Origin of the sequence: Salinibacterium xinjiangense (assembly GCF_014645015.1) — a bacterium.
GTDB classification, from domain to species: domain Bacteria; phylum Actinomycetota; class Actinomycetes; order Actinomycetales; family Microbacteriaceae; genus Rhodoglobus; species Rhodoglobus xinjiangensis.
Window position 1 is genome coordinate 1,056,478 of the sequence record NZ_BMLC01000001.1, and the last position, 13,233, is coordinate 1,069,710.

The 13,233-nt window shown below is 63.2% G+C and carries 16 protein-coding genes; 1 reads left to right on the forward strand and 15 read right to left on the reverse strand.

The window, feature by feature from the left end; genetic code table 11:
- Positions 1-26 precede the first annotated feature (26 nt).
- From alr to glmS, 3 genes are read right to left on the reverse strand one after another with little or no spacing between them, the layout of a single operon-like run.
- Positions 27-1,112 (reverse strand): alanine racemase, encoded by a 1,086-nt coding sequence (alr, locus tag IEW81_RS04920; RefSeq protein ID WP_097060193.1) that lies wholly within the window; start codon positions 1,110-1,112, stop codon positions 27-29.
- The gene (locus IEW81_RS04925; protein WP_097060192.1) at positions 1,109-1,480 is read right to left on the reverse strand and encodes a holo-ACP synthase; all 372 of its coding nucleotides are present in this window, start codon (positions 1,478-1,480) and stop codon (positions 1,109-1,111) included. Before IEW81_RS04925 ends, alr begins: the two co-directional genes overlap by 4 nt.
- A gap of 18 nt (positions 1,481-1,498) precedes the next feature.
- Complete coding sequence (glmS, locus tag IEW81_RS04930) at positions 1,499-3,367, reverse strand: glutamine--fructose-6-phosphate transaminase (isomerizing) (RefSeq protein ID WP_097060191.1); 1,869 nt, start codon at positions 3,365-3,367, stop codon at positions 1,499-1,501.
- Positions 3,368-3,423: 56 nt separating this feature from the next.
- Between glmS and coaA the strand changes: the two genes are divergently transcribed.
- Positions 3,424-4,371 carry a type I pantothenate kinase gene (gene coaA / locus IEW81_RS04935; protein ID WP_097060190.1) on the forward strand — a complete coding sequence of 316 codons (948 nt, stop codon included), beginning with the start codon at positions 3,424-3,426 and terminating at the stop codon, positions 4,369-4,371.
- On the opposite strand, the gene glmM is transcribed toward coaA, so the two are convergent.
- The 12 genes from glmM to map form a co-directional block, all read right to left on the reverse strand.
- A complete protein-coding gene (glmM, locus tag IEW81_RS04940; protein WP_097060189.1) occupies positions 4,368-5,729 on the reverse strand; it encodes a phosphoglucosamine mutase in 1,362 nt (453 codons plus the stop codon). The two genes, coaA and glmM, sit on opposite strands and share 4 nt — an antisense overlap.
- 17 nt (positions 5,730-5,746) lie before the next feature.
- Positions 5,747-6,262: a 30S ribosomal protein S9 gene (rpsI, locus tag IEW81_RS04945; RefSeq protein WP_097060188.1), complete on the reverse strand. Its 516-nt coding sequence runs from the start codon at positions 6,260-6,262 to the stop codon at positions 5,747-5,749.
- Between the two features lie 39 nt (positions 6,263-6,301).
- Complete coding sequence (gene rplM, locus IEW81_RS04950; protein ID WP_097060187.1) at positions 6,302-6,748, reverse strand: 50S ribosomal protein L13; 447 nt, start codon at positions 6,746-6,748, stop codon at positions 6,302-6,304.
- 141 nt (positions 6,749-6,889) lie between these two features.
- Positions 6,890-7,771 carry a tRNA pseudouridine(38-40) synthase TruA gene (gene truA, locus IEW81_RS04955; RefSeq protein WP_229671281.1) on the reverse strand — a complete coding sequence of 294 codons (882 nt, stop codon included), beginning with the start codon at positions 7,769-7,771 and terminating at the stop codon, positions 6,890-6,892.
- Positions 7,772-7,947: 176 nt separating this feature from the next.
- Positions 7,948-8,967 (reverse strand): non-homologous end-joining DNA ligase, encoded by a 1,020-nt coding sequence (ligD, locus tag IEW81_RS04960; protein ID WP_097060185.1) that lies wholly within the window; start codon positions 8,965-8,967, stop codon positions 7,948-7,950.
- An 86-nt stretch (positions 8,968-9,053) separates the two neighbouring features.
- A complete protein-coding gene (gene rplQ, locus IEW81_RS04965; RefSeq protein WP_097060184.1) occupies positions 9,054-9,620 on the reverse strand; it encodes a 50S ribosomal protein L17 in 567 nt (188 codons plus the stop codon).
- Positions 9,621-9,659: 39 nt separating this feature from the next.
- Positions 9,660-10,652: a DNA-directed RNA polymerase subunit alpha gene (locus IEW81_RS04970; RefSeq protein WP_097060183.1), complete on the reverse strand. Its 993-nt coding sequence runs from the start codon at positions 10,650-10,652 to the stop codon at positions 9,660-9,662.
- A 157-nt stretch (positions 10,653-10,809) separates the two neighbouring features.
- Positions 10,810-11,208, reverse strand: coding sequence for a 30S ribosomal protein S11 (gene rpsK / locus IEW81_RS04975; RefSeq protein WP_097060182.1), 399 nt, complete (start codon positions 11,206-11,208; stop codon positions 10,810-10,812).
- Between the two features lie 58 nt (positions 11,209-11,266).
- On the reverse strand, positions 11,267-11,641 hold the full coding sequence (gene rpsM / locus IEW81_RS04980) for a 30S ribosomal protein S13 (protein ID WP_097060181.1): 375 nt from the start codon (positions 11,639-11,641) through the stop codon (positions 11,267-11,269).
- Positions 11,642-11,800: 159 nt separating this feature from the next.
- Positions 11,801-11,917, reverse strand: coding sequence for a 50S ribosomal protein L36 (gene rpmJ, locus IEW81_RS04985; RefSeq protein WP_097060180.1), 117 nt, complete (start codon positions 11,915-11,917; stop codon positions 11,801-11,803).
- Positions 11,918-12,042: 125 nt separating this feature from the next.
- Positions 12,043-12,264 (reverse strand): translation initiation factor IF-1, encoded by a 222-nt coding sequence (gene infA / locus IEW81_RS04990; protein WP_097060179.1) that lies wholly within the window; start codon positions 12,262-12,264, stop codon positions 12,043-12,045.
- A gap of 133 nt (positions 12,265-12,397) precedes the next feature.
- A complete protein-coding gene (gene map / locus IEW81_RS04995) occupies positions 12,398-13,231 on the reverse strand; it encodes a type I methionyl aminopeptidase (protein ID WP_268236628.1) in 834 nt (277 codons plus the stop codon).
- Positions 13,232-13,233 lie beyond the last annotated feature (2 nt).

The window sequence follows — 13,233 nt, forward strand, 5'->3', positions numbered from 1 at the left end:
TGTCTCGATCACCAGGGAGATGACGCTCACGAGAGGTACCGTCGCGTGACGCGGTCGCCGATGCGGGTGACGATCTCGTAGTTGATGGTGCCGGATGCCGCGGCCCAGTCATCCGCTGACGGTACCCCGGTGACGGGGTCGCCGAAGAAGATCGCGCGATCCCCCAGTGTGACGGCGTCATCGCCCACGTCGACCACCACCTGGTCCATCGCGATCCTGCCCGCAATCGTGTACTTCACACCGTTGATACTGATCGGCCCGGAACCCGAGCCGTGGCGAGGAATGCCATCGCCGTACCCGAGCGGAACCAGGGCGAGTGTCGTGTCTTTCGCCGCGACGTACTCGTGACCGTACGACACTCCAGTGCCCGCGGTGACGCGCTTGACGGACACGATCGCACCGCTGAGCTGCATCGCGGGCGTCAGCACCGGTGTATCCGGTTGGAGCCCGCCGAAAGGGGAGAGCCCGTAAATCGCAATCCCCAGCCGCACCATGTCGAATCGTGAATCGGGGTTCGCAAGAGCGGCTCCGGTCGCGGCGATATGGGCGATCTCGATGCGCAACCCGGCAGCGGCAGCCGAAACCCGTGCCACCTCGAAGGAGGCGACCTGCCGTTCGTCGTCCACTCCGGCGAGGTGACTGAAGAGCCCACGGACGCTGATCCGTCCCCCGCGCTCGTGGGCGGCAGCCGCGGCGAAGAACGTGTCCCACTCCGCCGGTGCCGCACCGTTGCGACCCAGCCCGGTGTCGACCTTGAGGTGCACCCGGGCAACTCCGGATGCCGCGGCCACCCGGTCGAGCTGCTCGAGGTAACTCACTCCGAGGTCGACCCGCGCGGCTACAGCCGCACTGAAATCCTGCGCCGGATCGTGCAGCCACGCGAGCACTGGAGCCTCGATGCCGGCTGCCCGCAACTCGAGCGCCTCGTCGATATCGACGACACCGAGCCAGTCTGCGCCACCATCGAGGGCGGCACGCGCGGCCTGCACGGCGCCGTGACCATATCCATTGGCTTTCACGACCACCATCGATGTCACGCTGCCGACAGCCGACCTGAGGGCCTCCACGTTGCGCGAGATGGCGCCGAGGTCGATCAGCGCTTCGCGCATCATGGCGTCGACTCGACGATCACATAGGCGATGGCCATGCCCGCATCGTGGCTCATGGACAGGTGGATGGCCGTGATGCCCTTCGCGTCGGCGATCGCCTGCGTGGCCGGACCCAGCACGAGCCCGGGGTTTCCGAGAGGATCGGAGACGACCCGCATATCGTGCCAGCTCACGCCGGTGGAATCACCGAGCGCCTTGATGAAGGCTTCTTTGGCCGCGAACCGACCGGCGAGGGAGCGCAGCGGCATGGGCTTGCCATCCTTCTCCTGCTCACTCTCAACGAACAAGCGCGACCTGAGTGCCGGGGTGCGCTGCAGGCCGTGCTCGAAGCGCGCGATGTCGACAAGGTCGACGCCGATCCCGACGATCATGGTGTGAGCTCCATCGTGTTACTCGACGGTGACGGATTTGGCGAGGTTACGAGGCTGGTCGACGTCGAGCCCCTTGGCCGCCGCCAACTCCATGCCGAAGATGTGCATGGGCACGACGGCCAGGAATGGTTCGAACAGCGATCCCGCCAGGGGTATCGGGATGACCTCGTCGGCAAATGGCAACACCGCAGCATCACCCTTCTCGGCTATTGCGATCACCCGCGCACCGCGAGCGCGGATCTCCTGGATATTCGAGACGACCTTGGGGTGCAGCGAGTGCGGGTCACGCGGGCTGGGAACTACCACGATCACAACCTGCCCCGGCTCTATCAGCGCGATCGGTCCATGCTTGAGCTCGCCTGCGGCGAAGCCTTCGGCATGGATGTACGCCAGTTCCTTGAGCTTGAGGGCCCCCTCGAGCGCCACCGGGTATCCGACATTGCGACCCAGGAACAATACGGACTGGGTGTCAGTCATCCAGCGGGCCAGCTGGCCGATCTCGGCCTGCGAGACGCTCAGCACTTCTGCAATCTTCTCGGGCACCGCCTGCAGCTCGATCACATTCTCACGGATCTGCTCGTCCGTCTGGGTTCCACGCACCTTTCCGAGGTGGAGGCCCACGAGGTAGAGCGCAGTTACCTGTGCAAGGAACGCCTTCGTCGACGCGACGGCAACCTCCGGCCCTGCGTGCGTGTAGACCACAGCCTGGGATTCGCGCGGGATCGTCGCGCCCTGGGTGTTACAGATCGAGAGCACGCGCGCGCCGGCCTTCGTGGCGTGCTGCACGGCCATGAGGGTATCCATCGTCTCACCGGACTGGCTGATCGAGATGACCAGAGTACGGTCGGTGATGATCGGATTCCGGTAGCGGAATTCATGCGAGAGTTCGACATCCACCGGGATGCGTGACCACTCCTCGATCGCATACTTGCCCAGCATTCCGGCATATGCAGCGGTTCCGCAGGCCACGATGACGATGCGATCGATGCCCGCGAGCGCCTCATCGCCGATCGGCTCCAGCTCTTTCAGCGAAACGAGCCCATCGTGCACGCGACCCAGGATGGTGTTTGCAACCGCCTCAGGCTCCTCGCTGATCTCCTTGGCCATGAAGCTCGACCAGCCGCCCTTCTCCGATGCCGACGCATCCCAGGCGATGTCGAACTCGTCGGCTTCCACCGGGTTCCCGTCGAAATCCGTGATCTCGACGGAATCGGGACGGATGGTGACCATCTGATCCTGCCCGATCGCCACGGCCCTGCGGGTGAATTCAACGAAGGCCGCGACATCCGAGCCCAGGAAGTTCTCGCCATCGCCGAGGCCGATCACCAGCGGCGAATTGCGTCGAGCGCCAACGACGACGCCGGGCTCGTTCTCGTGCATCACGAGGAGCGTGAAGGCACCCTCGAGTCGCGCCACGACGTTGCGAAGAGCCACAGTCAGGTCGGTGACCCGGTCGTACTCGCGTCCGACCAGGAGTGCTGCCACCTCGGTATCGGTCTCACTGATCAATGTCGCTCCTGTGGCTTCGAGCTCAGCTCTGAGTTCGGCGAAATTCTCGATGATCCCGTTGTGGATCAGGGCCAGCTTTCCATCGGCAGAAAGGTGAGGGTGCGCGTTGCTATCGGTAGGCCCACCGTGAGTCGCCCAGCGGGTGTGGCCGATGCCGGTCATCCCATTCGCCAGTGGCTGGTCCGCGAGGTTGTCGAGCAGCACCTGCAGCTTGCCCGCGCGCTTCCGAGTGCCGATGTGGCCCGACTCGTCGATGACCGCGATGCCCGCCGAATCGTATCCTCGGTACTCCAGCCGCTTCAGGCCACCGAGCAGCACCTCGATGCTCTTGCTGTCGCCACTAGCCTTGTTTCCGACATAACCCACGATTCCGCACATGCCTCCCGATTTTAGTTGCCTCAGGCCCCCGGCGCCGCACAGGTAGGATTTAGCGGATGTCAGAGCCTGTCAGCAGCAACGGCCACGTCTCGCCGTTTATCGAGCTGGGGCGCGCCGATTGGGCTGCCCTCGCCCCCACGATGAGCGCTCCCCTCAGCCGAACCGAGATCGTCGGGCTGCGTGGGCTAGGCGACGAACTCGATCTCGTCGAGGTCGAAGAAGTGTACGTACCGCTCAGCCGACTCCTCAGCCTGTACGCGGAGGGTGCGCAGAAGCTCCATACCGCGACATCCACCTTCATCGGTGAAAAGGCCGCACACACCCCGTTCGTCATCGGCATCGCCGGCTCGGTTGCGGTGGGGAAGTCGACGATTGCGAGGCTGCTGCGCGAGTTGCTCGCCCGCTGGGAAGACACCCCGCGGGTCGAGCTCGTCACCACCGATGGCTTTCTCTTTCCCAACGCCGAACTGGAGCGTCGCGGGCTCATGGAACGTAAGGGATTCCCCGAGTCGTATGACCGCAGGGCGCTGCTTCGATTCGTCAGCAAGATCAAGAGCGGGGCGCCGATTGTGCGCGCACCGTTCTACTCACACCTCGCGTACGACATCGTTGCTGACGCCGAGATCGTCGTGAATGCGCCTGACGTGCTCATCATCGAGGGTCTCAATGTGCTCCAGCCGCCTGCTTCGGGTCGCAGCCTCGCCGTCAGCGACCTCTTCGACTTCTCCATTTACGTGGATGCCCGATCCAGCGACATCGCCCGCTGGTACGAGGAGCGGTTCCTCCGCCTGCAGCAGGGGGCGTTCTCCAACCCGAAGTCGTACTTCCACAGGTTCGCCGACCTGAGCGAAGACGAGGCCCGCGCCCGCGCCCATCGGATCTGGGCCGGCATCAACGCGCCGAACCTCGAGCAGAACATCCTTCCGACGCGGCCGCGCGCATCGCTCGTGCTGCGTAAAGGCTCGAACCACAACGTTTCCAGCGTGCTGCTTCGGAAGACTTAGAGCGCAAGCCTTTCGCGCACGACGGCGGCGAGGCCCCCGGCGATCTTCTCCGCCAGTTCCTGGTGCTCGGCCTCGACCATGACGCGCACCATGGGCTCTGTCCCAGAAGGGCGAAGGAGCACCCGACCCGAATCGCCCAGCGCTTCTTCAGCAGTTGAGACGGCTGACGCGATCATCGCGTCTGATTTCAGGGCGTGATGGTCGACGCCCCGTACGTTGATGAGCACCTGCGGATATACCGTCATGGCTGACGCGAGCTGGGCGATGGTCCTGCCTGTCCTGGCCATCTCAGCCGCAAGATGAAGTCCGGTCAGGATGCCGTCTCCCGTCGTCGCGAATTTCGTCATGATGACGTGCCCGGACTGCTCACCACCGAGCGAGAGCGATTGCGCCGCGAGCGCTTCGAGAACATAACGGTCGCCGACCGCCGTTTCGACCATCCGGATATCGTTGGCCGCCATGGCCCGTCGAAGCCCGAGGTTGCTCATGACCGTCGCCACGAGCGCACGGTCGTTGAGCACACCACGCTCTGCCATCGACAGAGCGAGGATCGCCATGATCTGGTCACCATCGATCGTGTTGCCATCAGCGTCCACTGCGAGGCATCGGTCGGCATCCCCGTCATGGGCGATTCCGATGTCGGCCCCGTGGGCGATCACGGCCGCGGAGAGAGGACCGAGATACGTCGAACCCACGCCGTCATTGATGTTTATGCCGTCCGGGTCCGCGCCGATGACCGTGACCTTAGCCCCGGCATCGGTGAAGACCTGGGGCGAAACCCCTGCTGCGGCACCGTGAGCACAATCGAGCACGACGTGGATGCCGTCGAGTCTGTGCGGAAGCGTCGACAGCAAGTGGACGAGGTATCGATCCTCCGCGTCCGAGAAGCGCCGGATACGGCCTACGTCGGCACCCTTTGGCGCCAGTTTCGGCTGGTCGAGCATCGCCTCGATGCGGTCCTCAACCTCGTCCGGCAGCTTCGTGCCGCCAGCGGCGAAGAATTTGATCCCGTTATCCGGAGCGGGATTATGCGAGGCAGAGACCATGACCCCGAGGTCGGCCTTGAAATCGGCAACGAGGTAGGCCAGTGCAGGCGTTGGCACGACACCAGCGTCGTAGACGTCGACTCCGGAGCTTGCAAGCCCAGCAGCCACCGCCGCCGCGATGAATTCTCCCGAGACTCTGGGGTCACGGGCAATGACCGCAACCGGACGACGACCCGACGCGCGACGACCGTCGGCGACCCTGCCCTTGCCCAGGACGACGGCAGCCGCCTGGGCAAGGTTGAGTGCAAGGTCGACAGTCAGGACTCCATTCGCGAGACCGCGAACGCCATCCGTACCAAAGAGCCTTGGCATGCCTGTCGCTGCGCGCGCTAGCGCTTCGAGAACTGAGGAGCCTTGCGGGCCTTCTTGAGTCCGGCCTTCTTGCGCTCCTTGACGCGAGCATCGCGGCTGAGGAATCCAGCCTTCTTCAGCGCTGCGCGGTTGTTCTCTTCATCGATCTGGTTGAGCGAACGGGCGATGCCGAGGCGCAGTGCACCGGCCTGGCCCGAGGGGCCACCACCGGTGATCTTCGCGATGACGTCGTAGCTGCCGAGCAGGTCGAGAATCTTGAACGGGTCGTTGATGAGCTGCTGGTGCAGCTTGTTGGGGAAATACTCTGCGAGCTCGCGGCCGTTGACCGTGATGGTTCCAGCACCGGGGATGAGGCGCACGCGGGCGATGGCCTGCTTGCGACGACCCACGGCTGCGCCGGGAACGGTCAGGACTGCGCGGGGGGCCTTGGGGGCATCCTCAGCGGGAGTCTCGGTCGAGTAACCGCCTGCAGGCGTCTCGGTGGTGTAGCTCTCGGGTGCTGACTCGGCAACGGAGTCTTCGATCTTGGCCAATTTATAAGTCCTTAATTCTTTGCGTGAGAAGCGCGGGCGCTACTGGGCGACCTGGGAAAGGGTGTACGGCGTGGGCTGCTGAGCCGCGTGAGGGTGCTCTGCGCCTGCGTAGACCTTGAGCTTCGTGAGCTGTGCACGACCGATCGAGTTCTTCGGGAGCATTCCCCGAACGGCCTTCTCGACCGCGCGGGTGGGGTGCTTCGCGACCATTTCAGAGTAGGTCGTCACGGTCAGACCACCCGGGTAACCCGAGTGGCTGAAGTAGTTTTTGTTGGCCAGCTTAGAACCGGTGAGGGCGACCTTCTCCGCATTGATGATGATGACGAAGTCACCCATGTCCATGTGGGGGGCGAAGGTTGCCTTGTGCTTGCCGCGCAGTAGAACCGCCACGTGGGTTGCGAGACGGCCGAGAACGATGTCGGTTGCGTCGATGATGACCCAGTCACGCTGGACGTCTTCGGGCTTGGGTGAGAATGTACGCGTCACAATAGTGCTGCTTTCATTGATCGATTGAGGTGTTCGTGAATCCCGCTCCGTGGCCGGTTCGTTGACGATGTCGCGGAACGCAGCCCGTGGAGGGCTCATGATCGGATGCCGGGCGCGGGGCGCAGACACCAAAGGTCGAGTCTAGGCGTTCGATATGCTTCCGGTCAAACCGCCATCGACGCTGCGACGAGCGCGGGTTTGCGCCGCGCGCAGGCCGACGTCGTGGTCGCTCGGGTATCCCACTTCCACGAGGGTGAGGCCTGCTGCAGGCATCACCTTGAACTCGCTCGTGCGACGAGCATCGTCCCGGATGCCCAGCAGACGATCACCGTCGAGCTTCGCCTCCCCCACCGACACCACTGAACCCACGAGCGCCCGCACCATGCTGTGGCAGAACGCGTCGGCCTGGAGCCGCGCGATGAGCACGCCGCTGTCGTCACGGTGCCACCGGAACTCCTGGAGTTCGCGAATGGTCGTCGCACCCTCCCGCGGCCGGCAGTATGCGGCCCAATCGTGCAATCCGAGCAGCTGCCCCGCTGCAGCGTTCATCGCGTCGAGGTCGAGTGGCGCCGGATACCAGACCGTGTGATGGCGAAGCAGCGGATCACGGCGAGCCGTGGCATCCGCTATCCGATACTCGTAACGACGGAAGACTGGAGAAAATCTGGCGTCGAACCCCTCGGGTGCAACCGTGACAGCGGCAACATAGATGTCGCTCTTGAGGCCGGCAATTCCATTCAGCCGCTTAGCCAGCGCTGCCGTCGGCTTCTGCGCCTTCGCTCCCCTGCCGTGTGGCGCGGCCAGATGAGCGATCTGGGCCGCGGTCAGGTCGAGGTGCGCTACCTGCCCAGTTGCGTGCACCCCGGCGTCGGTTCGGCCCGCGACAGTCAACCTCGGCACCGGACCGAACCGCCTGAACACCGTCGCGAGTGCAGCCTCAAGCTCCCCCTGAACAGTGCGGATGCCGGGTTGGCGTGCCCACCCCGTGAAGTCGGTGCCGTCGTAAGCGATGGCCAGGCGCATGCGGGTAGTGGGGGCGGGGGGTTCTGAGTGGTCGACCACTGTGCGATTGTAAGCGAATGAAGCTTCCCGATGGATTTCCCGATCCATCGATGCTGGCGAACGCCGTCCCGCGCCACAGCGTACGTCGACGGGGCCGCGGCACAATCGTGGGCTGAGGCCCTGAACCTCCGCTGGTGCTAGGGCTTTTTTGCTCGTGACGGCTGCACGCGAGGCGGCTCACCGGGCATCTTCGGGAAGTCGGGCGGAAACGGCAGCTCCCCTAAGCCGTTCCCGAGGTCGCGCTCCCACCATTGGAGCAGGGTGGAGAGATCACCGGGGTCATCCGCGAAGTGTTCCCAGGGATCGCCCACCGACTGCAGCCTGCCCGGCACCGTCAGAACGGTGAAGTCACGTGGATCTGCGTCAGACAATTCTGACCATTCGAGCGGGGTCGACACCGGGGCGAGCGCAAGCGGCCGTGCGCTGTACGCTCCCGCCATGGTGCGATCCCGGTTGGCCTGGTTGTAGTCGACGAACACCTTTGCTCCGCGCTCCTCTTTCCACCACGACGTTGTCACTTCAGTGGGCATCCGCCTCTCCAGCTCACGCGCGGCAGCGATGACGGCATGCCGCACCTCGAGAAACTCATGGACGGGCTCGATCGGCGCAAAGACGTGAACACCTCTGCCTCCCGATGTCTTGATGAACGCCGTAAGGCCCGCTTCGGCCATGACGGCGCGCAACTCGACGGCGATCCTCACGGCGTCCCTGAAATCGGTTTCGGGCTGCGGATCGAGATCGATCCGAAACTGGTCAGGATTATCGGTGTCTTCTGCCCGCGAGGCCCACGGGTGAAACGTGATCGTGTTCATCTGGACCGCCCAGACCGCAGCCGCCGGTTCATCGATGACCAACTGTGCATGCGAACGTCCGCTGGGATACACGACAGGGACGCTCCGGATGAAGTCCGGCGCACCCTTTGGCGGATTCTTGGAGAAAAACGCTTCGCCGTCGATATCCGCGGAGAACCGCTGGAGAGACACGGGCCTGTGACCGTTGGCCAACACGAAAGCGTCGCCGACAGCGATCATGTACTCCGCAAGCTGGAGTTTTGTGATGCCCTGCTCTGGCCACAGCACCCTGGATGGGCTCGACACCCGGATATCGCGGTCACCGTGAGGCCCGGGAACCTGGATCGTCACCGCGTCGCTGGCCATGTATCCAAACTACGCCTGCACGGCAACCCGCCGCTTAACGAAGTTCGGCCCCGCTGCACAGCGGGGCCGAACACTCACTCATGGTGTTACTTGGCGTCCTTCGCAGGTGCCTCGTCAGCGTCCGAAGCCGAAGTCTCGGTCGCTGCCTCTTCGGCTTCAACGGGAGCGTCCGCCGCAGCAGGCTCATCCGCAACGGATTCGTCCGTAACGGGCTCGTCCACAACGGGCTCGTCGGCAACCGTGGTGTCAGCCTTGGCCGCCGCTGTCTTCTTGACGGACTTCGGCTTCGGGTTGACCGGCTCGAGCACGAGCTCGATCTGAACCATCGATGCATTATCGCCCTTGCGGAAACCGAGCTTCGTGATGCGGGTGTATCCGCCTTCACGCAGCTCAACCAGCGGCGCGATCTCGGTGAAGAGCTCGTGGATGACGCTCTTGTCGCCGATGATCGACAGCGCGCGACGACGGTTGTGCAGGTCGCCTTTCTTCGCGAAGGTGATCAGTCGCTCGGCGACGGGGCGCAGTCGCTTGGCCTTCGTCTCGGTGGTCTTGATGCTCTTATGAGTGAACAGGGCTGCAGCCAGGTTCGCGAGCATCAGACGCTCGTGGGCCGGCCCTCCGCCGAGGCGAGGTCCCTTTGTAGGTGTAGGCATTTTCTAGTTCTCCAGTATCAAAAGTCTGCGGTGAGACGCTTAGGCGGGGGTTTCGTCGTCGTAGCCGCCGAAGAAGTGGGCTCCGTCGAATCCGGGAACGCTGTCCTTCAACGACAGCCCCATCTCGACGAGCTTGTCCTTCACTTCGTCTACAGACTTCTGGCCGAAGTTGCGGATGTTCATGAGCTGCGTCTCCGACAGTGCGACGAGTTCGCTCACGGTGTTGATGCCCTCGCGCTTGAGGCAGTTGTAGCTGCGAACCGAGAGGTCGAGGTCTTCGATCGGCATACTGAGCTCGCTCGACAGCACGGCGTCGACCGGCGCTGGGCCGATCTCGATGCCCTCGGCAGCGTTGTTCAGCTCGCGAGCGAGGCCGAAGAGCTCGGTCAGCGTGCGACCGGCCGAAGCAACCGCGTCACGCGGGGTGATCGCGTTCTTGGTCTCGACATCCACGACCAGGCGGTCGAAGTCAGTGCGCTCACCGGCACGAGTTGCCTCGACGCGGTAGGTGACTTTCAGCACGGGGGAATAGATCGAGTCGACCGGGATCTGCCCGGCTTCGCTGAACTCGCTGCGGTTCTGCGTCGCCGACACGTAGCCACGGCCCCGCTCGATGGTGAGTTCGAGTTCGAACTTCGCCTTGTCGTTCAGGGTCGCGATCACGAGGTCCGGGTTGTGGATCTCGACACCCGCAGGGGCCGAGATGTCTGCCGCGGTGACCTCACCGGCGCCCTGCTTGCGCAGGTAGGCCGTGATCGGCTCGTCGTGCTCGCTTGAGACGACGAGGTTCTTGATATTGAGGATGACCTCGGTGACGTCTTCCTTGACACCGGGCACTGTGCTGAACTCGTGCAGCACTCCATCGATGCGGATGCTCGTGACAGCGGCTCCTGGAATTGAGGAGAGCAGTGTGCGACGGAGTGAGTTTCCGAGCGTGTATCCGAAACCGGGTTCGAGCGGCTCGATGACGAAGCGCGAGCGGAACTCGGAGATGTTCTCTTCAGCAAGAGTGGGACGCTGTGCGATGAGCACTGGTGATTCCTTTCGGCAAAGTGTCCGCTATATGACACTTGAGGCGCGACGAGTGGCTGGCCCGTCGATCTGTTGAGTTGTGAGTAAACGTGACGCTGTGGAAGCCGATGGCCGCGCCGACGAGCGTGCTCGTTAGCGTGGCCACCGGCCAGTGAAACTAAACGCGGCGGCGCTTGGGCGGGCGGCAACCGTTGTGCGCCTGAGGAGTCACGTCGTTGATGGAACCGACCTCGAGGCCAGCGGCCTGAAGCGAGCGGATCGCGGTCTCGCGACCTGAACCCGGTCCCTTGACGAAGACGTCGACCTTTTTGAGTCCGTGCTCCTGCGCCTGGCGTGCTGCCGACTCCGCCGACAGCTGTGCGGCGAAGGGGGTCGACTTGCGCGATCCCTTGAAGCCGACAGTGCCCGACGATGCCCAACTGATAACCGCACCCGTGGGGTCGGTGATCGTCACGATGGTGTTGTTGAACGTCGACTTGATGTGGGCCTGGCCCAGCGCGATGTTCTTCTTTTCTTTCTTACGCGGCTTACGAACGGCCGATTTTGGTGCTGCCATGGTGTTCTCCGAAGTGTCTGATAAGTACAGGCGTGGATGGCGATGCGAGCAGTGCTCGCTATCGAGCCTTCTTCTTGCCGGCTACGGTGCGCTTCGGGCCCTTGCGGGTACGAGCGTTGGTTTTGGTGCGCTGTCCGTGAACGGGCAGGCCCTTACGGTGGCGGATGCCCTGGTAGCTACCGATCTCGACCTTGCGGCGGATGTCTGCTGCGACCTCGCGGCGGAGGTCACCTTCTACCTTGAAATTGACCTCGACGTAGTCGCGAAGGGCAATGAGCTGTTCGTCGGTGAGATCCTTGACGCGGATCTCCCCGCTGATCCCGGTATCGGCGAGGGTTTTGAGGGCCCTCGTGCGACCGACACCGTAGATGTAAGTCAGTGCGACCTCTACGCGCTTGTCGCGCGGGATGTCGACGCCGGCTAGACGTGCCATGGTGGCTTCTCCTGTGAATGAGTGGAGGTGTGGGGCAGAACCTGTACACCGGCCTCCAACCGGTGGTGTCCGCCACAACCGCGAAAGCGACCGTGACTTCTGGATCTGCCGTTCCTGTTCAATTGTGATGCTGTGAATCTGGCCAAGCGGGTGAAACTGTTAGCCCTGGCGCTGCTTGTGACGCGGGTTCGACTTGCAGATCACCATGACGTTTCCATTGCGGCGGATGACGCGGCAGTGGTCGCAGATGGGTTTGACGCTGGGTTTAACCTTCATTGTTGTTCCTTGCACTCGCTGTCTTCGTACTCGCAGGATGCCACGAGCCGTTACTTTCCAGCGCGATGTCCGTTGAACGATGCCTTGCGGCACAGCCCGTCACGGCACTCCTTGTAGCGATCGGCCTATTTGTATCGATATGTAATGCGGCCGCGGGTCAGGTCATACGGACTCAACTCCACAACCACACGGTCCTCCGGGAGGATCCTGATGTAGTTCTGTCGCATTTTGCCCGAGATGTGAGCAAGTACACGGTGGCCGTTTGTCAACTCAACACGAAACATCGCATTGGGTAGAGCTTCGACTACTGCGCCCTCGATCTCGATGACACCGTCTTTTTTGGCCATAGCCTCTTCGTCGCTAAAAGTTAGTTTTCGCTGGTCTGCGGGGATTTCGGTATTTGCGCACAGCGCAGACACCAAGGGTCAAGCTTAGATCATGCGAAGGCGTTTCGCCACCACTTCCAAGCGCATCGATCCACTAAGAGATGGCTACAGGAGTCACACCGTACGAGGCGAGCTTCGACGCTCCCCCGTCCTCGGAGGTCAGGACCCAGATGCCACCCACATGAACGGCAATGGAATGCTCCCAGTGCGCCGCATCCAGCCCGTCATCGGTGGCCACAGTCCAGTCGTCATCGAGCACGTGTGAATCAATGCCACCCATCGTGACCATCGGTTCGATGGCGATGACCAGTCCCGGTCGCACGTCCGGACTGTTGCCGCGCACGCGGTAGTTGAACACCGGCGGATCCTCATGCATCGACCGACCGATACCGTGCCCCGTAAAATCCTCGACGATTCCATATTCGATGGCACCCGTCAGCGCATCCTCGATCGCCGCGCTCACGCTATTGAGCTTGCGCGCAGAGGCAAGGGCGGCGATACCCGCCCACAGCGAATGCTCCGTTGCATCGGACAGCTGCTGTCTCCGTGCGACGACATCCGGCCGATCGGGATCGGGGACGACCAGGCTGAACGCCGCATCCCCATTCCAACCGCCCAGTTCGGCGCCGCAGTCTATTGAGACCAGGTCACCCGGCACGATCACCCTGGCGCCGGGCACGCCGTGCACGATCTCGTCATTCACCGACGCGCAGATCGTGTGCCGGTAACCGGGCTCTTTCATGAAGTTCGGAACCCCGCCCCCAGCGCGAATGACCTTTTCGGCAATCGCGTCGAGCTCGAGCGTGGTGACCCCTGGTGCGACCGCACGCCGAACGGCGTGAAGAGCCTCCGCCGTCAGCCGGCCAGGTCCCACCATCAGGCGTAATTCCTCAGCGGTCTTGTATATCTTTCGGTTGCCGAACGACACGA